This is a genomic window from Microbacterium sp. (assembly GCF_036277215.1).
In the GTDB taxonomy this organism is placed as follows: Bacteria; Actinomycetota; Actinomycetes; order Actinomycetales; family Microbacteriaceae; genus Microbacterium.
Genome location: NZ_DASUNI010000241.1, coordinates 1 through 18,800 on the forward strand (window position 1 = coordinate 1; position 18,800 = coordinate 18,800).

Consider the following 18,800-nt stretch of genomic DNA (forward strand, 5'->3'; position numbering starts at 1 on the left):
TGATGTCCGCAATCGTGGTGGACATGTCAGTTCACTCCTCTGGTGATGGCGCCGGAGAGATCACGACGCAGCGCGATGCGCTGATAGACGAGCGCGATGACCAGGGAGATCACGAACAGGATCACGGCGATGGCGCTGCCGTACCCGGGCTGCCCGGCGAATTGCCCCTGCTGCACCATGTACGTGGCCATCGTCTCGGTCGAGATCCTCCGGACGGCGGGCGCGACTGTCACCCACACCATGTCGAAGACCTGGAGCGACCCGATGATCGACAGGAACGCCCAGATCCGGATCGTCGGGGCCAGGAGCGGAAGCGTGATGTAGCGCTGTACCTGCCACCAGCTCGCGCCATCGATCTGCGCCGCCTCGGCGAGCTCTTCGGGAACCCCCTGGAGCCCGGCGAGCATGAGCAGAATCGCGAAGCCGATGTACTTCCACGTGAGGATGAAGAAGATCGTCCACAGTGCGATGGCGGGGTCGGCGAGCCAGTTCTGCTGGAGGAACCCCAGCCCGAGACCCTCGAGCATGGCGTTCACGCCACCGTTGGGCTGCAGCAGGAGCCTCCACGCGAGCCCGGCGATGACCTCGGCGAGCACGTAGGGCACGAAGATCAGCAGGCGGAAGATTCCGCGCCCGCGCATTCTGCGATTGAGCAGCAGCGCCACGCCGATGGCGATCGGACCCTGCACGAGCAGAGACATGCCGAGCAGGAAGAAGGTGTTGAGGATGGCGCGCTGGAACTCCGGGGTGGTGAGGGCACGCACGTAGTTGTCGAGTCCGATGAAGCGGCCGGAGTCGGCGAGGTTCTCCCAGCGGAACGCGGGGGGGAGGTTGTAGAGGCTGTAGACCGCGGCGAGCACCACGGGCACCAGGACGAACCCGATGAACAGGACCAGTGCGGGCGTGACGAAGAAGAAGATCTCGAGACGCTTGCGTGTCGAGCCCGTCCGACCTCGGCGTGCGGGGGCTGGGCCCGGGCCCGCGGAGACCGCGGACCCGGGCTTGGTGAGAGTGGCCATGGCTACAGCGTCGCCGCTGCGTCCTGCATTCTCTTGACGATGTCCTCCGGCGTACCGTTGCCCGCGAAGAGATTGACGACGCCTTCGTTCATCGCGTTGCCGACCGTCGTCCCGAACGCAGTGTCGAACCACAGCTGCACGAACGACGCGTTCTCCAGACCCTCCGCGACCATCAGCAGGTTCGGGTCCTCGAGCGAGGACACCGCACCCGATACGGTCGGGATGCCGGATCCGCTGGCGGCGAAGCGCTTCTGCACGTCCTCGCTCATGATGAAGGCGAGAAGGTCGGCGCACTCCGGCGGGGCGTCCGCCGCGCAGCCGAATCCGTCGCCGCCGCCGAGGGCCGCGGTGGGGTCGCCATCGGCGCCCGCGATGCCCGGGACCGGGAACCAGCCCAGGAACGGCGGCACCTCCTGGTCAGCGGTCAGGCCGCCGATGACACCGGCGTTCCAGTGGCCCATGAGCTCCATCGACGCCTGGCCGTTCGCGATCAGACCGGCCGAGCTTCCTGCGCCGGTCTGCGCCGGAGTGCCGAGGAAGCCCTCCTGGAAGGGCTCGATGCCGATGAAGTCCTGCAGCTGCTCACCGGCGTCCACCCAGCAGGGGTCGCTGAAGTCGAAGTCGGCCTCAGCGGCCTCGAGCGTCTCGGGAGAGCACGACTTCAGCGCGAACTGGTACCACCAGTGCGCGGCCGGCCAGCCGTCGCCGGCGCCCACCGCGACCGGGGCGAAGCCCGCTTCGCGCAGCGCACCGACGGAGTCGATCAGAGCGTCGAAGGTCTCGGGTACGTCGACGCCGGCCTCGGTGAACTGTTCGGTGTTGTACCAGAATCCCTCGATGCCGAACGTGAAAGGTACGCCGTAAGTCGCGCCATCCACCTGCCAGGGATTGATGGTCGCACCGACGCTGGAGATCGTGTCGGGGATGACGTCGTCAAGCTGCATGAGATAGCCGTTGTCGACCTGGCCCCGTAGCTCGCCGCCCGGCCACACCTGGAACAGATCCGGCGGGTCGCCGGCTGCGAGCGCGTTGGGGATCAGCGTGCGCTGAAGTTCCTCATTCTGATAGCCGGTCTGCTCGACGGTGACGCCGGGGTTGGCCTCCTCGAATTCTGTCGCAACCTCTTCCCAGACGGCGGGTAAAGGTCCCGACGTGGCGTTGTGCCACCACGTAAGGGTGACGCCGTCACCCTCGCCTCCGTCGTCGCCGCCTCCGGCTGCGCATCCTGCGAGAGTGCCGACTGAAATGCCGACCACGGCGATGCCCGCCGCGAGACGCGCTGTGTAGCGACTGTTCATCCTTGAACCTTCCGAAAGTTTCGACCTAGTTGTCGAAAGTGATGTGATTGCGTTCAGGATATGTCGCCACGCATTCGTGGTCAAGACCAACAAATACATTGCACGTCACGATTCGGTCTCTACAGTGGACGAGTGATCGACCTCACCGCCGACAACGTGCGCCAGCGCAACCTCGCGCGGATCCTCCGGCTCGTCCACCTGGAAGGTCCGCTCTCCCGGGCCGCACTCACCGAGTCGACCGGGCTCAACCGCTCCACGATCGCCGACCTCGTGGGCCAGCTCGCGCGCGCGGGAGTCGTCGAGGAACGGGCGCCCGATCCGTCGCGTCGGGTGGGTCGCCCCTCCCCCGTGGTCGCCGTCGACTCGCGGCTGCTCGCGATCGCGGTCAACCCCGAGGTGGACGCACTGACGGTCGCCGCCGTAGGTCTGGATCGCAGCATCCCGGTCCGCGAGCGCATCGACCTCGATCACCTGATCAGTCCGGAGGAGACCGCCGCTGTCGTCGCGTCGCAGATCGCGGAATGGCGGTCCGGTCCTCTTGCCGACGCCCGGATCGTCGGGGTCGGTCTGGCCGTTCCGGGTCTGGTGCGGGCGCTCGACGGCCTCGTGCGCAACGCGCCTCACCTGAACTGGATCGATGCCCCGATCCGCGACCTGGTCGAGCGCGCGACCGGGCTGCCGGCGGTCGTCGGCAATGATGCGACGCTCGGCGCGGTCGCTGAGCACCTGTACGGCGCCGCCCGCGGAATCGACAACGTCGTCTACCTCAACGGCGGTGCGAGCGGCATCGGCGGCGGGCTCATCGTGCACGGGATGCCGGTGGGCGGAGCCGGTGGATATGCGGGCGAGTTCGGACAGAACCGTCCCGGTATCGCCTCGGAGCGCGATCGACGGGCGCGCGACGGCGTGCTCGAAGACGAAGTGAGCCGGGCGCGTCTGCTGGCGGTGGTGGGCCGCCCGTCTGCGGACGAACCCACACTCGCGGCGCTCCTGGCAGCTTCCACGCTCCCCGACGCGGTGGCCGAGGTCGCACGTCAGCGGGGCATCCTCGCCACGGCTCTCGCGAACGCCGTCAACGTGCTCAACCCGTCGGTCGTCGTCCTGGGCGGGTTCCTCGCCACGATCGCCGAACGCGACCTCGAGAGTCTGAGCGCCGCCGTGGGAGCGCTCGCGATGCCGGCCAGCATGGAGGGCCTCGACATCCGTGTGGCAGTGCTCGCCGAGGACCGCCTGCTGATCGGTGCGGCCGAGGCCGCGTTCGCCGTCGTCCTCGCGGATCCGCTGGGGCATACCGCGCCGGGCTGAGGCGATTGATTCCATCGCGTGCCGGGGGTGGGCGGGTTTGGGCGTATTGTGACCCGGTGGGCACCATTTACTACGGCGGGTCGGCGACACCGATCCACATCGATGATCGCGCGCTCGCGCACCTGAAGGTCGTCATCTCGACGAAGCTGCGTCGCAGCGAGAGCTTCACGGTGACTTGGCGTCACCCCGACGATCAGCCGCGTGGTCGCAGCACGATCTGGCTGCACCCGTCGATCCCGCTCCGATTCGTCTTCGACGACCCCGAGCCCACGGAGCTCAGCCGGGAATGGATCGAAGAGCTGGCGAGCTCAGCGAACTCGTCGGGTGGCATCACCCTCATCGCCGAGCATTTCGACACCGGGCCGCTGCCGATCATCGACGACGACGACCCTTCGGTGTCGGTGGGCAAGGTCGAGGTGGAGGAGCTGGCGATCGACAAGCTCACCGTCGCCGGCACCGAAGTGCCTGCGGGTCGCAATCCGGCTCACCCGAACGTCATCGAGACGGCCGAGACGCCGCTTCAGCCCGAGATCTGATCACTCTTCGGCGGGCGGCTCGTCCGGCGGCTCGGGGGTGATCGTCAGCCCGTTCGGGCCGCTTGCGGCCTGCATCAGGTCTTCGACCCAGGCGCGGTTGATCCGCGGGTTGCGGCTGCCGAAGAAGTGGAACTGGATCGGCACGGACGGGTGCATCCAGAAGCTGCGGCGGCCGCTTCCGTCGCCGACCTCGACGTCGAACATGAACGCCTCGGTCCGGCGCAGCTTGTTCATCACGACGATCCGCAGATGCGCCAGTGTCCGGTCGTCGATATCGACCGAGTTCGCCATGGTGTCGTAGATGAACCTGCCCATGCGCCGAGCCTAGTCGGCGCCGGCGGCGGCGCGTGAGTCCGGCCGCCCGCGCTCAGCGCGGTGCGAAGGCCGCTCGGAACAGCGCCCGAGCGCGTCGTGACACCTCTGGACGCTGGCCGGGTTCGGCGCGCGCGAGCGAGGTCGCCAGCATCCCGGTGGCCATCAGGACGTCCTCGACCTCGATGTGCTCGCCGACGTGCCCGAAGGAGCGCTCGCGCGACAGCAGTCGCGATGCCACCGCCCGGAAGCGGATGCCGAGAGAGGCCACCCGCGGATCATGCGGGTTGGCCGTGAGGAGGGTGATGAAGGCGGTCGACACCATCGCTTGCGCGATCACCCGGTCCAGAAGATCGTCGATCGTCCGGTCCTCGGGGGCGGTGAAGTGCTCCAGATCGCCGAGGTTCTCCTCGAAGACGGCGACGGCGAGGGCGGTGCGGTCGGGGAAATGACGGTAGAGACTGCCCTGACCGACCCCGGCGCGCCGGGCAACGGCGCTGAAGGGGGCGGTGAGGCCGTCGGCGGCGTACACATCACGCGCCGCGGCGATGAGCGCCGCACGGTTTCCCGGCCCCGCGGCCGGTCCGCGGTTGGGTTTGCGCAGATCACGATCGGGCACGGATGTAGCCTAGTACCGGACATGGATGTCCGGTACTAGGCCCGCCCGCGGCGCCATTCCCCCGCACCAGCGCGAGGAGATGGGCAGGCGGGAGGACGGATGCGGAGCATCGCCCCTCCGCGCTGCACACCTCTTCCGCGACGCCCGGCACCCCGGGTACCTGCGGATTGGCTCAGGGGATGTCGGGATGGATCGTGACGACGTCGTTCGCGAAGCCGTTGCGTGCATCGCGCGCCCCGAGGTCGTTCGCCGCGTTGATGGCATCCACGTCGAGCATGACGTTGTTCGTCGTGGTCAGCTGCTTCACGACCTCTTCGAGCCCGGCGATCTTGCCCCACAGCTCGGCGATCAGTTCCTGATTGCGCACCACGATGGGCAGCACGCCGTAGTTGAACACGCGCACCTGGCCGTCGATGCTCGCCTGGCCGCCTGACCAGATGCCGGCGTGGGTGTTCATGATCTCGTTGCGCACGGTGGTGAGCAGAGCTCGGTCTTCTTCACTGAACATGTCGTCCTCCTCGAAGCTTCCTACTCCCGCGGATCGGTTCTGACCCACGAATCGTTCGAAATCGTCCGTACGGGTGGTCCCGGGCACAGGTGGAATGTCGCCGCGCGCCCGCCAGAACGTCCAGTGCAGGTGGGAGCCGACACCGAACTCGCTGCCCGCGGCGGAACGCCCGGAGCGCGCGATCACCTGTCCCTGCGACACCCGCTTGCCCGGGAAGATGCCCGGTTCGATCGATGACAGGTGCAGCGCGCGGTGCCAGTCATCCCCCGTCCGCAGCAGCACGGTTCGACCGCCTCCGCCATCGGGCGAGTCGTGGGTGTCGCGGATCACGCCGTCAGCAGGCGCGAGCACTGCGGTCCCCGGCCCGCACGCGTAGTCGACGCCGGGCTCGCTCGACGGCGTCGGTCGGTCTCTGTGGCCCTGCCACGAGTCCGATATGTCGATGTCTCCATCGAAGGGTCGTCTGTATGCCATGGCTCCTCCCGGGTCGGCTCAACCACCACCCCGGCGGCTGTCCTGGGTGAAGAGGCTGGCCAGCCGCGAGGTGATACATGAGGCTGCGCCGCGTCCGGCTCAGAGCGTCTCGATGATCTCGGACTCCTGCGGCATGCCGCGGCTCACGATCGCACCGGTTCGCCGGCTGCGGTACGACCGGAACGCCATCGGAAGCCCCTTCGCGGAACTCCAGTCGAGTGAATCCGTGACCTGCACGTGCACGCACGGCTCGGTGCTGTTGCCGGAGTTGCCGCACTCGGCGAGCTGATCTCCGACCGACACGACGTCACCGGCCGTTACGCGCGTGCTGTCTCGGCGCAGGTGCACCAGCGCGACGAACGGTCCGGACGAACCCATCGCCAGGACGACGTGATTGCCGGCGATCGCGTCGATGCCGGCGCGTACGCGGGCGGCCTGACCCAGTGCGTAGGGAACCAGCGCGAGCTGCGAGCGTCGGCCGACGTGATCCGGCTCGCCGTCGTGAACGGCGACCACCGTGCCGGTCACGGGGGCCAGAATCGCCCTGCCGAACCCGACGAACGTCTGCGGCTGCTCGACCGACAGCCACGCCCGCCAGTTGCCTGGTGCGGATCGCTCCCTCTCGTCGACGCCGACGAAGTCGATCGCGTACGTCACTCCGAAAAGGTCGGTGCCGTGACTGGGCACCCTGCGGGCAGGACTCATCTCAGCGCGCCAGATCCCGCGGAACGGCAGGTCGAGAACCACCGGGTCCATCGCTGCGCCCCTTTCTGCGCCTCAGACTGCGACCATCTCCGCGCTGCGCTCCCAGAATGCCCGAGCGAGCTCCGCGTCCGCTGCCTGCGGGTTCGTCTTCGCGACGCGCAGCCTCTCGTAGTACCCGCCCGACTCCCAGTCGACGCCCGGCGTCGTTTCGGCGAGCCAGAGCAGCGTCAACGCCCCCTGCTCGGGGGTGATGAGCCCGGCAAGGTGCCGCAACGGCGTCTGGTACACCCAGCGCATGAGGCTCGTGGTGTCGGCGGCGAAGCCTGTGGCCACCGGACCGGGGTGGAACGCCGCGGCCGAGACGCCCTCCGCGTGGAATCGTCGGTGCAGCTCGACGGTGAAGAGGATATTGGCGAGCTTGGAGTCGCCATACGCCTTGTTCGCCGAGAACCGGCGGTCGTTGTTGAGGTCGTCGATGTCGATGCGTCCGAACAGTCGTGCCGCGGCACTCGAGGTGTTGATCACGCTCGCACGGCTCGCCGCGAGGGTCGGCATCAGCAGGCTCGTGAGCAGGAACGGGGCGAGATGGTTGACCTGCAGCGTCTTCTCGAAGCCATCGGACGTGCGATCGCGGACGCCGAAGATGCCACCGGCGTTGTTGACGAGCACGTCGACCCGCGGATGCTGCGACGCAAGCCGTGCGGCCAGCTCTCGCACCTGCGACAGCTCGGCGAAGTCCGCCGTATGGAACGGCGAGCGGAGTTCTTCGGCGATCCGCCGGGTCTTCTCCGGTGACCTGCCCACGATCACCACGGTGTGACCGCTCCGCCTGAGCTGCCGTGCCGCCGCGGCCCCGATGCCGTCGCTCGCGCCGGTTATCACGATGGTCTTGCCGTGCGCAGCTTCAGTCACCATCACGACTCTCGCATGAGTTCCAGCTGCGGGACCCGCGCCCCCGGACCGATTCAACGGAATCGTCAGGCCAGGAGCCGCCTCATGTCGGCGATGTTGGCCTCCGAGCGTGCCAGCAGCGCGCGGAGATCTTCCCGCGCGGCGCCCGGCAGAGATGCGCCCTCCTCGAGAGCCGGTCGAGTCTCTGCGGGCTCGGAGGTCTTCACCTGGTCCGCGGGGGCTTCCGGCGCGTCGGCGCGGTCGCCCTTTCGCGGGGCGAGGAACAGATTCGCGAGGTAGCCGGTGAAGGTGCCGAAGATGCCGACGCCGATGATGATGATGACGCTGCCCCATGCGCGCCCGGCATCCGTCACGGGAAACTGGTCGCCGTAGCCGACGGTCGAGATCGTCACCATCGTGTACCAGAGGGCATCGGATGCCGTGGTGATGTTCGCGCCCGGGGCGTCCTGCTCGATGAAGAGCATCAGCAGGCTTCCGAACTGCAGCACGAGAATGCCCATCAGCAGCAGGACGAGCAGCGCGCTGCCGGCACGGTCTCGGATGAGTGTCCGCCAGATCGTCCGCGGGCCCAGCTCGCGCATCAGCCGGAAGACGCGGATGAGGCGGAAGATCCGCAGGATCTTCAGCTGCGGGAACGGCAGGCTCGCCAGCAGGTCCGCCCACCCGAAGTGTTTGAAGAAGTACGCACCGCGCGCCGGCGCGGTGCGGAGCCGGAAGATGAAGTCCCCGAGGAATATGGCACTGAACAGGGCGTTCATCACGATCAGCACCGTCTGCAGTGACTGATCGGTGATGAACAGGGCCAGCACCAGGTTGAGGATCGATATCACCGACAGGATGCCGATGAAGATCTCGTAGCCCGGACTCTTCAACTCGCTGCGCACGCTCATGCCAGGATCTTGGCACTCCGGATGCCGCCACCCCAGAGGATCGTGGCCGGCAGCGGTCAGCGCAGAGTGTCGAGGATGCCGGTGAGCGTCTCGTAGGTCGTCAGCGGGCTGATGATCGCGAAGCGGAGGACCGTCTCACCGGCGTGGGAGCTGGGAACGACGAAACCGCGCTGCTCGTCCAGGAGGCGCTGCGACCACGCCTGATAGTCGGCGGGCGTCCAGCCGTTCCGCCGGAACACGACGACCGAGAGTTGCGGCTCGCGGACGAGCGAGAGCCCATCGCGCCCCGCGATCTCGTCGGCGATCCGCCGAGCGAGCGTGATGCCGGCGTCCACTGCCGCGCGGTAGTGCTCCGTACCGTGCGTCGCCAGCGAGAACCACAGCGGGAGCCCTCGGGCACGGCGGGTGAGCTGGATCGCGAGGTCCGACGGGTTCCAATCGGCGGACTCCGTCAGGGTGTCGAGATACTCGGCCTTCTGCGTGTGCGCGGTGAGCGCGACTGCGGGGTCGCGATAGATCAGCGCGCACGCGTCGAACGGCGCGAACAGCCACTTGTGCGGGTCGACGATGACCGAATCGGCCTCGCCGACGCCCGCGAACGCCGGTCTCATCCGCTCCACGAGCATCGCGGCCAGACCGTACGCTCCGTCCACATGCAGCCACACGTCCCGGTGGCGGGTGACCGCGGCGATCGAGGCGATGTCATCGACGATTCCGAAGTTGGTCGTCCCGCCGGTCGCGACGACGGCGAACGCGGCCGCGCCGTGCTCGTCGAGGACGCGCGCGACAGCGTCGCCGTGCAGCCTGCCCGCCGGATCGGGCGGTGCCGTTGCGACATCCACGTCCATCACGGCGGCGGCCGACGCGATCGAGGAGTGCGCCTCCGCGCTGCAGACGATGACCCACCGGGCGGGATCGGCCACACCGGCCGCGCGGTTGCGGCGACGGGCGACATCGCGCGCGGCGACCAGCGCCGAGAGGTTGCCGATCGTGCCGCCCTGGACGAAGACCCCACCGGCGCCCTCCGGCAGCCCGAACTCGGCGGCCAGCCAGTGCAGCACCTCGTTCTCGGCGAAGACCGCGCCGGAGCCTTCCATCCACGAGCCCGCGTAGATCGCCGAGGCCGACACCACGACATCGAACGCGAGCGCGGCCTTCGTGGGCGCAGAGGGGATGAATGAGAGGTAGCCCGGGTGGTCGGTTGAGACGCAGGCGGGCGCGAGCACGTTCTCGAACAGCCCGATCGCACGCCGCGCACCGATGCCCTCGCGAGTGATGGACCCCGACGCAAGGCGTTCCAGGTCGCTCGGCCGCAGGGGCTTGTCGAGCGGAATGTTCTCGAACAACGCGCGTCGTCGCGCGTAGTCGAGCACCTGGTCGACGGTGTCCCACGTCTCCCTCGTGATGGCGTGCATGCGGTCGGGCTCGTGCGCCTCGGCCATGTCTTCTCCTGTCAGCTTTCCAGCAGTCGCGTCAGCCAGGCGTCGCGGGCGGCGGCGGCCGACGCGGTGATCCGCGCGGCGGGTGCGAAGTTCTCGAACCCGTGAAACCCGCCCGGCCAGACGTGCAGTTCGGCGCTGCCGCCGCAGGACCACAGCCGCGAGGCGTAGGCGACCGCCTCGTCGCGGAAGACCTCTGCACTTCCCACCGAGATGAACGCGGGCGGAAGATCGGCGAGGTCCTCGGCGCGGCCGGGCGCCGCGAAGACGCTCACCTCGCTTCCGCCGCGGCGATCGCCCAGCAGAGCGGCCCAGCCCGTGACGTTGCTCGTTCGGTCCCACACGCCGATCCCGTCGATCTGGTGAGCGGAATCGGTGTCGTCGCGGTCATCGAGCATGGGGCTCACGAGCACCTGCGCAGCGACCGGCGGTCCGTGTCGCTCGCGTGCGAGAAGGCACACCCCGGCCGCGAGCCCGGCGCCCGCGCTCTGGCCCGCCACGATCATGCGAGCGGGATCGATGCCGAGCTCGCCGGCGTGCTCGACGATCCAGCTGAGCGCGGCGAAGCCGTCCTCGACCGGAATCGGATCGGGATGCTCGGGCGCAAGGCGATAGTCCACGGCGACGACGACGGCACTGTGGCTCTTGATGAACGGCAGGTACGCCTGAACCCCGCCGAATCGATTGCCGAACACCATTCCGCCACCGTGCAGGTACAGGATGCCGGGGCCGGCCGTGGACTGGTCAGGTCGTCGGAAGACGGAGGCGGCGAGTCCGGCACCCGCATAGCCGGGAATCGTGCGCTGCTCGTGGATCGCCCCCGCCTTCTCCACCGCCCCACCGACGGTGGGGTCGGCCGGTATCGCGCGGAATCTCCCGATCATGTCGGGGGTGATGCGCGGTGGGACTTTGTCGGCGAGAGCCTGCAGGACGACGTCCAGCTCCGCATCGAAAGGCGGGGGGCGGTGCTGCGTCATCGGCTCTCCTCAGCGATAGGCACGTCTGCCGTTCAGCGTGGCGCGCCGCAGGGGTGCGCCGCAAGGCGCCGGGCGCGACACGTGCCGTGCGAGGCGCTCATCGCGCTCGGGACGGCAGCTACTGCTCCGGGGTGCTGCCCTCGGCCGGAACCTCGGCGTTGCTCGGGTTCGAGTTGCCGTTCCCGTTGTCGTTCGCCTGGCCGTTGCCGTTGCCGTTCCCGTTTCCGTTCGCCTGGCCGTTGCCGTTGCCGTTGCCGTTGCCTTCGCCGTTCGCGCTGGCCTGGCCGTTGCCGTTGGCCTGGCCGTTGCCGTTGCCTTCGCCGTTCGCGCTGGCCTGGCCGTTGCCGTTCCCCTCGTCCGGTGCGTTCTCGTTGGCTTGACCGTTCCCGTCGGCTTGACCGTTCGCGGCGCCGTTGCCGTTCCCGTCGGCCTGACCGTTCGCGTTCCCGTTGCCGTTCCCGTGGGCTTGACCGTTCGCGTTGCCGTCGGCCTGACCGTTGCCGTTTCCGTTCGCCTGGCCGTTGCCGTCGGCCTGACCGTTCGCGTTTCCGTTGGCCTGGCCGTTGCCGTTTCCGTTCGCCTGGCCGTTCGCGTTTCCGTTGCCGTTGGTCTGACCGTTCGCGCTGCCCGGGCTCTGGCCGTTTCCGCCGACGTTGGCCCGGCCGTTCCCGTTTCCGTTTGCCTGACCGTTTGCGTTGGCCTGGCCGTTCCCGGAGCCAGTGGCCTGCCCGTTGGCGGCCGAACCCGACCCGTTTGCATTCCCCGTTTCGTTCGCTTGACCGGTGCCGCCGGTCTGACTGCTTCTGTTCCCATTGGCCTGGCCGTTGCCCGTAGCGCTGTCCTTGGCCTTCGTCTGACCGTTGCCCAGACCCGGGTTCGTCGCGCGTCCGTTCGCTCCCGCGGTCCCCTGACCGCTCGATCCGGAGCGACCTGCGTCCTGCGACGCGGATGCGTCGCCGTTCAGCCCCTGCGAGGCGCTCCCGCCTCGGGATCGCGTCTCGGCGGCGGAGGCGCTTGGGTGGTCGGGCTCGACGGCGAGGAGCGTGCTGCGGGACGATTGCCGAGGCACTGCCGACACGGGCCCGGAACCGCCTGCGGACGGCGGGGCATCGCTGGACGACTGCCCTCCAGGGTCGTGCACGACCGAGATCCCGTTCGAAGCCGAGCTCGACGCGGCCAGCAGCATCGGCGTCGGCGCGATCACCACGCCCGCCACGAGAGCGCACGCCGCGACCTTCCCGACGAGCGCCAGGGCCGCCGCACCGCCGGTCGCGGCGGTGGTCGTTCCGCTCACGGTGGCCACGATCGCCACAGTCGGCGGGGCGATCGTTGACGCCGATGCCGCGGTTGCCGTCCCGGCTGCGATCTTCGATGCGTACCCGGCGATGCTGCCCCCACCCACGAGGACCGGCACCAGGATCAGCGCGAGGCGACCCGGTGTCAGCAGGTCGGACAGCTCATCCACCACCGATGTGCAGCGCTCGCACGCGTCCAGGTGCTGCTCGACCCGCGCGCGGTCGCGGCGGGCAAGAGTGCGACGCGAGTGAGCTCCGAGCATCGGAGTGATCGCGCCGCAGGCCTCATCGAGGTCGACCTGGGTGCTCACGTGCTGCTGCAGCCAGGCGGTTCTGAGCGCTTCACGCGCTCGGAACGCGAGCGCAGAAACCGCGTTGGCGTTCATGCCGAGCAGCGTCGCGGTGTGCTCGCGCGAGAGGCCCTCGACCTCGGTGTACCACAGCACCTCCTGCCACCTCGTGGGCAGCGAAAGGAATGCGCGTGCAGTGATCGACCCGTCGAACCTCGAGACGGTCGCCGCCTCCGCGCCGTCGTCTCCGATGACGTCTTCGATGGCGTCGCCGGCCGGAGCCGTCCGACGCGCGCGGACCATCGATACGTAAGTGTTCCGCACAACCGAGCGGACGTAGTAGCGGAAGTCGTTCTCCGGACCCTTGCCCGCCTTGATCGCGACGTAGACCTTCATGAAGGCTTCCGAGACCACGTCGTCGGCATCGGAGACGGACAGCGTGCGTGCGTAGCTCAGTGCACTGGGGGCGTGACGCGCCCAGAGCGTCGCGTACGCACGGCGCGACCCCTCGCGAGTCGCGCGCACCAGCTCAGTGTCGCTCCATTCCGCAAAATCGGTGCGAACATGCGACGACCCCAAATCGTCGGCCATCCAGCATGCATATCACGCGCGGGGCGGCAACGAAAGCACGCGCCGTCGGCGCCCCGCGGATCGGAACCGGGGAGGGCCGACGTCGACTTCGGGGGATGAGCCCAAGCGACGCCGGCCCTGGCACTGTTGGGGCAGCACCACGAAGCAGGTTCGGTGCTTCACTTCGTACCCGTGAGGACGCGTTCTCCGACGATCCATTACGCCGTCCCGATCAGGATCCTTGCGACCTGGCCGCCGCACATGCGGGGCGCCGCGGCTAGACCGCGGTGGCCGTATCGCGCTTCGGCAGGACCCATCCGGGTCGCACGAAGTGGCAGGTGTATCCGTGCGGGATTCGAACCAGGTAGTCCTGGTGCTCGGGCTCGGCCTCCCAGAACGGCCCGGCCGGCTCGATCGTGGTGACGGCCTTCGCAGGCCACAGCCCGGAGGCATCGACGTCGGCGATCGTGTCACGGGCGACCTGCTCCTGCTCGGGCGTGAGCGGGAAGATGGCGGAGCGATAGCTCGATCCGATGTCGTTCCCCTGGCGGTTCAGCGTCGACGGGTCGTGGATCTGGAAGAAGAACGCCAGGATGTCGCGGTACGTCGTCTGCGAGGGATCGAACACGATCTCCACGGCCTCGGCGTGGCCGGGGTGGTTGCGGTAGGTCGCGTGGTCGTTGCTGCCACCGGTGTAGCCGACGCGCGTGTCGAGCACACCCGGCTGCTTGCGGATGAGGTCCTCGACACCCCAGAAGCAGCCGCCTGCGAGGACGGCGGTCTCGGTGCCGGGCGTGCGGGTGATGGCTCCCGTATCGGTCATGATGCGTTCTCCTTGTTGGTCGCTGAGCTGGTCGAAGCGTCGTTCGGGATGCTCGGGAAGAGCTCGCGGTACTCACCGTAGCCCTGCTCCTCGAGCTGTGCGGCGGGCACGAACCTCAGCGCCGCCGAGTTCATGCAGTAGCGCTGGCCGCCGGCATCCCGCGGTCCGTCGTCGAAGACGTGACCCAGGTGGCTGTCAGCACCGGCCGAGCGCACCTCCGTGCGCTTCATCCACAGCATCCCGTCGGTCCTCTCCGTCACGGCGTCCGGGGAGAGGGGCCTGGTGAAGCTCGGCCATCCCGTGCCGCTGTCGTACTTGTCGGTCGACGAGAACAGCGGCTGGCCCGACACGACGTCGACATAGATGCCCGGCTCGTGGTGGTCCCAGTACTCGTTGCGGAACGGGGGCTCGGTGCCGTCGTCCTGCGTGACGCGGTACTGGGCGGGGGTCAGGCGACTGAGCGCATCGGCCGTCGCGCGGTAGTCCTGTGGCATTTCTTCCTCCTTGGTAGACGCGGCTGGCTGCAGCGTCACAGAGGAGAACGGATGCCGGGCCGTTTTTGGTCCCGGCAACCTGGGAGCAGGCCGTGAGTTCGTGCGCAGACGAACGGTCACAGATAGATGCTGCTCAGCACCTCCGTCGCCGCGATCTTGAGCACACCGCCCTCTTCCACGAATCGGTAGGCGGTCACCTCCTGGACGACGCTGCCGTCGCGGAAGTAGTACGTCAGCGTGGCCTGCGCGCCATCAGGTGCAGAAACGCTGACATCGGCCACCTCCACATCGGCGATCGCCCCCCAGAACGCCTCGTACGCGCCCCGGCCGCCGGCGTGGTTCTCCTGGTAGTCGGCGGTCATGAGAGGCCAGGCGCTCTCGATGTCGCCGGGGAGCGCGGCGTAGTAGCCGGTCACCGTCTGCGCGACGCGCTCCTCGGGCGTCGGCGGCGGCGGCGCGGGAGCCGTTGTCTCCGGCGGCGGCGCGGTCGGCGTCGTCGGAGAGGCCGTGGCGTCCGAGGAGGGAGTCCCAGCGACGGGTGTCGGCGTCGCGCTGCGGCTGGTCTCGGGCTGAGCGACGCCGTCGGGCTTCGGATTCAGCGTGTTGAAAAGCAGGAGAGCACCCGAGACGAACGCGACCACGAACGCCAGGATGCCGATGACCACGCCGACGGTGCGACCGCGCGACTTCTTGGCCGCTGCGGACCCTGGAGCCGAGGGCGGTATCGGCAGGCCCGCCTCGGGGGCGGGACGGGCGCCGGATCCGACGAGCCGCTCCGTTTCGGCGGTGGGCGGTTCGTAGCGGGTCGGCTGATTCGCCGGGATGGTCTGGGCGGTCGGATCCACCGCCGCCGGCCGCCTGGGCTCGGTGAGCGCAAGGGTCGCCGGCAGCGACGCGGCTGTCGTGGCGTCCTCGAGCCGTTCCGTGGCGCTGTCGTCGAGCCGTTCCGTCGTCGCGCCGTCGAGCCGCTCCGTCGTCGCGTCGTCGGGCTGTTCCGTCGTCGCGTCGTCGCGCCGTTCCGTCGCGTCCTCGAGCCGTTCCGCGGCGCTGTCGTCGAGCCGCTCCGTCGTCGCATCCTCGATGCGGTCCGTTCCCGTCCCATCGACGGGGGAAGCGGGTGCCAGCGCGACCGCGACGGCCCCCGTTCGGTTTCCACCGGCCCGTGCCGACAACGCCTCCGCGACCGAGGCCATCGTGGGACGCCGCTTGGGCTGCGGCGACAGCATCTGCCGCAGAAGCGGCGCCAGCTGACCAGCATGCTTCGGCGGCGGATACCCGCCGCGAGCGACCTTGTGAAGGAGAGCGATCGCGTTCTTCTCCGACCCGAACGGCGGTTCCCCCTCCAGCATCGCGTACAGCGTCGACCCGAGCGAGAACACATCCGACGCGAAGCTCGTCGGCAGACCTCGCGCCACTTCCGGGGCCAAGTAGGCCGGCGTGCCATGGATCATCCCCGTGGCCGTGATCGTCGCGTCCCCGAGCGCGTGCGAGATCCCGAAGTCGCTGATCATCGCGGACCCGTCCTCCGTGATGAGGATGTTTCCCGGCTTGACGTCACGATGCACGATCCGCATCTTGTGCGCCGCGGCCAGTGCTGAACCGACCTGCGCCCCGATCCGCGCCGTCTCAGCCGGCGCCATCGTCCCGTGCTCGCGGAGCAGAATCGACAGCGGCGTGGACTCGATGAGCTGCATCACGATGCACGGCTGCCCCTCGTGCTCGACCACGTCGAACACCGTGACAGCGTGCGGGTGATGGAGACCCGCGGTGATCCGGGCTTCGCGCATCGCCCGATCGGTCGCCAACTCCCGCTCGGGGTCGGTGAGCTCCGGCTGGGTGCGCAGCATCTTCAGGGCCACCGGCCGGTGCAGCCGCTCGTCCCAGGCGTGCCAGACGACGCCCATTCCGCCCGCGCCGAGCATCTTGACCAGCCGGTAGCGGTCAGCGACAAGGGTGGAAGGGGTACTCATGGGCGAGCTCCTTGGAGCTGCGCAGAACGCTACGCCCACTCCTGGATTCGCCCGAGCCCTTGCGCGGGCGCCTTCCGTGTGCGAGGAGGTGGTCGAGATTCCGATGCCGGTGAGAGCGCAGGCCGGCGCATCCGGTTGGACAGGCTGGAGCCGGCGAGGACGCCCAGGGCGATCGCCATGCGATCGCGACGGTGATCAGCCCGCCGTACCGGCGGGGGACGCGCTCGTGTCCATGTCTGCCGGGGGAACGTCTGATTCTCACAGGTGCCCGCCGGCGGTGCCCGGCCGGCTGCGCGTGGGAATGCGCATCGCCCGATCCGACTTGTCGGTCCTATGACGGCCGAGGAGAATGCAGGCGTATGGCCGAGTTGACGATCATCCAGCGATCTCCCGATCCCGAGCAGGTCGCCGCTCAGTCGCGCTCGCGCCGATCGATCGCCGAGAAGATCCGCGCCATGGGGCAGAACCGCGTCGGCGCGCTCATCCTCCTTCTCGCCACGGTCGCCGCGATCATCTGGGCGAACGTCTCGGTGGGTTCGTACGAGGCCTTCTGGGAGACGCACCTGACGGTCGGCGTCGGCGACCTGCAACTCGACTTCACGCTCCATGCCCTCGTCAACGACGCGCTGATGGCGATCTTCTTCTTCACCGTCGGCCTGGAGGTGCGGCGCGAGTTCGCGATCGGCGAGCTCACCAGCTGGTCGCGAGCGGTCGTGCCCGTCGTCGCGGCCATCGCCGGGCTCGCGATCCCGGCGCTGCTGTTCGTGTGGATCGCCGCCGGGTCCGGCCACGAATACGCGTGGGGGATCGTGATCTCGACCGACACGGCGTTCCTGGTCGGCGCGCTCGCCCTGATCGGGCCGCGCGTGCCCGGCCGCCTCCGCGTCTTCCTCCTCGCGCTCGCCGTGGTCGATGACATCGGCGCGCTCAGCATCATCGCGCTCGTCTACACCGAGAACTTCAACCCGCTGCCGCTGCTGGTCGCGGCGGCGGGTCTCGCAGGCGTCTACTTCACGCGCTACCTGCGCGGCGGTCGGGGCCCGGTCTACGCGACTCTCGCGATCATCGTGTGGCTCGCCTTCCTCGCCTCCGGCGTGCACCCCACCCTCGCCGGCGTCGCGATCGCGCTGCTGGTACCGGTCTACCGGCCCGATCGGCGGGATGTCGAGCACGCGCTGGATCTGGCGCGGACCTTCCGCCAGTCGCCCAACACGGAGTACGCCCGCGCGGCCGCCAACAGCCTGCGCGAATCGATCTCGATCAACGAGCGGCTCCAGTCCGCCTACGCCCCTTATGTCGCGTACGTCATCCTGCCGCTGTTCGCACTGGCGAACGCCGGCGTCGTGATCAGCCCCGAGATCCTCGCCGGCGCCATCCGCTCGCCGCTCACCTGGGGGATCGTGGTCGGCCTGGTCGTCGGCAAGTTCGTCGGCGTCTTCGGCTCCGCCGCGGTGCTGCGCGCCGTGCGCCTGGGCGAATTCGGGCCGGGGCTCACGCTCGACCGCATCGCGGGCGGTGCCGCCCTCTGCGGCATCGGGTTCACGATCTCGCTCTTCATCGTCGACCTCGCCATCGACGATGAAGCCGCCCAGAACGAGGCCCGGGTCGGCGTGCTGGCGGCATCCGTCATCGCCTTCCTCATCGCGACGGTGATCTTCCGCATCTCGGATGCGATGCGCCCCGACGAGGACTCGGGTCAGACGCTCGCCCGCCCCGTCGACCAGCGGCGCGACCACGTGTACGGATCCGAGGACGCGCCGTACACGATCGTCGAGTACGGCGACTTCCAGTGCGGCTTCTGCCTCAAGGCCTCCGGCTCCATCCAGGAGGTGAAGAGCGAGCTCGGCGACAGTCTCCGCTACGTGTGGCGGCACGCGCCGCTCACCTCGTTCCACCCGAACGCGCTCGCCGGCGCGGAAGCGGCCGAAGCGGCATCCCTGCAGGGCAAGTTCTGGGAGTTCGAGCGGGGCCTGTTCACCGACCAGGAGAACCAGCGGCCCTCCGACATCATCCGACTGGCGCGCGAACTCGGCCTCGACGTGGAGAGGTTCGAGCGCGACCTGACCTCACCCGAAGTGACGGGACGGGTGCGCGACGACATGCTGGACGCCGAGGCGATGGGCATCAACTCGGTGCCGACGCTCTTCATCAACGGGCGGCGCCACACCGGACCCTACGATGCGCAGTCCCTCATCCGCGCGCTCGCGCAGTCCGATGAGGGATCCGCCCCCGCCGACCCCGCGCCCACGTCTGCTGGTTAGCCTGGTGGGCATGCAATCTCCCGAGCCCGATCCGGTCCAGCGGCCTGCGCTGACGGACGCGCAGTGGGAGCGGCTGGTGGAATTCGGCACAGCGCAGGATGCC

Annotated in this window: 16 protein-coding genes and 1 pseudogene; 3 read left to right on the forward strand and 14 right to left on the reverse strand. The window is 68.9% G+C overall.

Going from position 1 to position 18,800, the window contains the following annotated elements:
• Positions 1 to 26: 26 nt before the first annotated feature.
• Both VFX99_RS12055 and VFX99_RS12060 read right to left on the reverse strand, forming a co-directional pair.
• Positions 27 to 1,019 (reverse strand): sugar ABC transporter permease, encoded by a 993-nt coding sequence (locus VFX99_RS12055; protein ID WP_329666537.1) that lies wholly within the window; start codon positions 1,017 to 1,019, stop codon positions 27 to 29.
• A 2-nt stretch (positions 1,020 to 1,021) separates the two neighbouring features.
• Positions 1,022 to 2,317 (reverse strand): ABC transporter substrate-binding protein, encoded by a 1,296-nt coding sequence (locus tag VFX99_RS12060; RefSeq protein WP_329666538.1) that lies wholly within the window; start codon positions 2,315 to 2,317, stop codon positions 1,022 to 1,024.
• Positions 2,318 to 2,449: 132 nt separating this feature from the next.
• Here VFX99_RS12060 and VFX99_RS12065 point away from each other — a divergent pair, with 132 nt between their 5' ends.
• Positions 2,450 to 3,622: an ROK family protein gene (locus VFX99_RS12065; RefSeq protein WP_329666539.1), complete on the forward strand. Its 1,173-nt coding sequence runs from the start codon at positions 2,450 to 2,452 to the stop codon at positions 3,620 to 3,622.
• Between the two features lie 56 nt (positions 3,623 to 3,678).
• Positions 3,679 to 3,978: pseudogene (locus tag VFX99_RS12070) on the forward strand (hypothetical protein); the annotation flags it as partial.
• 180 nt (positions 3,979 to 4,158) lie between these two features.
• Here the strand turns inward: VFX99_RS12070 and VFX99_RS12075 are convergent.
• The 12 genes from VFX99_RS12075 to VFX99_RS12130 form a co-directional block, all read right to left on the reverse strand.
• Positions 4,159 to 4,473 carry an ATP-dependent DNA ligase gene (locus VFX99_RS12075; RefSeq protein ID WP_329666540.1) on the reverse strand — a complete coding sequence of 105 codons (315 nt, stop codon included), beginning with the start codon at positions 4,471 to 4,473 and terminating at the stop codon, positions 4,159 to 4,161.
• A 52-nt stretch (positions 4,474 to 4,525) separates the two neighbouring features.
• Positions 4,526 to 5,089, reverse strand: coding sequence for a helix-turn-helix domain-containing protein (locus tag VFX99_RS12080; protein WP_329666541.1), 564 nt, complete (start codon positions 5,087 to 5,089; stop codon positions 4,526 to 4,528).
• 172 nt (positions 5,090 to 5,261) lie between these two features.
• Positions 5,262 to 6,071, reverse strand: a complete 810-nt coding sequence (locus VFX99_RS12085; protein ID WP_329666542.1) for a M23 family metallopeptidase — start codon at positions 6,069 to 6,071, stop codon at positions 5,262 to 5,264.
• A gap of 99 nt (positions 6,072 to 6,170) precedes the next feature.
• Positions 6,171 to 6,827: a M23 family metallopeptidase gene (locus VFX99_RS12090; protein ID WP_329666543.1), complete on the reverse strand. Its 657-nt coding sequence runs from the start codon at positions 6,825 to 6,827 to the stop codon at positions 6,171 to 6,173.
• Positions 6,828 to 6,848: 21 nt separating this feature from the next.
• The gene (locus VFX99_RS12095; protein ID WP_329666544.1) at positions 6,849 to 7,691 is read right to left on the reverse strand and encodes an SDR family oxidoreductase; all 843 of its coding nucleotides are present in this window, start codon (positions 7,689 to 7,691) and stop codon (positions 6,849 to 6,851) included.
• A gap of 62 nt (positions 7,692 to 7,753) precedes the next feature.
• Positions 7,754 to 8,578 carry an ion transporter gene (locus VFX99_RS12100; protein WP_329666545.1) on the reverse strand — a complete coding sequence of 275 codons (825 nt, stop codon included), beginning with the start codon at positions 8,576 to 8,578 and terminating at the stop codon, positions 7,754 to 7,756.
• A 56-nt stretch (positions 8,579 to 8,634) separates the two neighbouring features.
• The gene (locus tag VFX99_RS12105; RefSeq protein ID WP_329666546.1) at positions 8,635 to 10,020 is read right to left on the reverse strand and encodes a pyridoxal phosphate-dependent decarboxylase family protein; all 1,386 of its coding nucleotides are present in this window, start codon (positions 10,018 to 10,020) and stop codon (positions 8,635 to 8,637) included.
• 11 nt (positions 10,021 to 10,031) lie between these two features.
• The gene (locus tag VFX99_RS12110) at positions 10,032 to 10,994 is read right to left on the reverse strand and encodes an alpha/beta hydrolase (RefSeq protein WP_329666547.1); all 963 of its coding nucleotides are present in this window, start codon (positions 10,992 to 10,994) and stop codon (positions 10,032 to 10,034) included.
• A 118-nt stretch (positions 10,995 to 11,112) separates the two neighbouring features.
• Complete coding sequence (locus VFX99_RS12115; protein WP_329666548.1) at positions 11,113 to 13,104, reverse strand: sigma-70 family RNA polymerase sigma factor; 1,992 nt, start codon at positions 13,102 to 13,104, stop codon at positions 11,113 to 11,115.
• A 322-nt stretch (positions 13,105 to 13,426) separates the two neighbouring features.
• On the reverse strand, positions 13,427 to 13,972 hold the full coding sequence (gene msrA, locus VFX99_RS12120) for a peptide-methionine (S)-S-oxide reductase MsrA (RefSeq protein WP_329666549.1): 546 nt from the start codon (positions 13,970 to 13,972) through the stop codon (positions 13,427 to 13,429).
• Positions 13,969 to 14,466, reverse strand: coding sequence for a peptide-methionine (R)-S-oxide reductase MsrB (msrB, locus tag VFX99_RS12125; protein WP_329666550.1), 498 nt, complete (start codon positions 14,464 to 14,466; stop codon positions 13,969 to 13,971). Before msrB ends, msrA begins: the two co-directional genes overlap by 4 nt.
• A 116-nt stretch (positions 14,467 to 14,582) precedes the next feature.
• Positions 14,583 to 16,436, reverse strand: coding sequence for a serine/threonine-protein kinase (locus tag VFX99_RS12130; protein ID WP_329666551.1), 1,854 nt, complete (start codon positions 16,434 to 16,436; stop codon positions 14,583 to 14,585).
• 359 nt (positions 16,437 to 16,795) lie between these two features.
• Between VFX99_RS12130 and nhaA the strand changes: the two genes are divergently transcribed.
• Entirely contained in the window at positions 16,796 to 18,697 is a 1,902-nt protein-coding gene (gene nhaA, locus VFX99_RS12135; protein ID WP_329666552.1) for a Na+/H+ antiporter NhaA, read from the forward strand.
• Positions 18,698 to 18,800 lie beyond the last annotated feature (103 nt).

Bases quoted from the DNA above. Each gene is read 5' to 3' on its own strand.
- VFX99_RS12090 (WP_329666543.1), bottom strand. From the start codon at position 6,827: ATGGACCCGGTGGTTCTCGACCTGCCGTTCCGCGGGATCTGGCGCGCT.
- VFX99_RS12055 (WP_329666537.1), bottom strand. From the start codon at position 1,019: ATGGCCACTCTCACCAAGCCCGGGTCCGCGGTCTCCGCGGGCCCGGGC.
- VFX99_RS12100 (WP_329666545.1), bottom strand. From the start codon at position 8,578: ATGAGCGTGCGCAGCGAGTTGAAGAGTCCGGGCTACGAGATCTTCATC.
- msrA (WP_329666549.1), bottom strand. From the start codon at position 13,972: ATGACCGATACGGGAGCCATCACCCGCACGCCCGGCACCGAGACCGCC.
- VFX99_RS12110 (WP_329666547.1), bottom strand. From the start codon at position 10,994: ATGACGCAGCACCGCCCCCCGCCTTTCGATGCGGAGCTGGACGTCGTC.
- VFX99_RS12075 (WP_329666540.1), bottom strand. From the start codon at position 4,473: ATGGGCAGGTTCATCTACGACACCATGGCGAACTCGGTCGATATCGAC.
- msrB (WP_329666550.1), bottom strand. From the start codon at position 14,466: ATGCCACAGGACTACCGCGCGACGGCCGATGCGCTCAGTCGCCTGACC.
- VFX99_RS12060 (WP_329666538.1), bottom strand. From the start codon at position 2,317: ATGAACAGTCGCTACACAGCGCGTCTCGCGGCGGGCATCGCCGTGGTC.
- VFX99_RS12105 (WP_329666546.1), bottom strand. From the start codon at position 10,020: ATGGCCGAGGCGCACGAGCCCGACCGCATGCACGCCATCACGAGGGAG.
- VFX99_RS12095 (WP_329666544.1), bottom strand. From the start codon at position 7,691: ATGGTGACTGAAGCTGCGCACGGCAAGACCATCGTGATAACCGGCGCG.
- VFX99_RS12130 (WP_329666551.1), bottom strand. From the start codon at position 16,436: ATGAGTACCCCTTCCACCCTTGTCGCTGACCGCTACCGGCTGGTCAAG.
- VFX99_RS12085 (WP_329666542.1), bottom strand. From the start codon at position 6,071: ATGGCATACAGACGACCCTTCGATGGAGACATCGACATATCGGACTCG.
- nhaA (WP_329666552.1), top strand. From the start codon at position 16,796: ATGGCCGAGTTGACGATCATCCAGCGATCTCCCGATCCCGAGCAGGTC.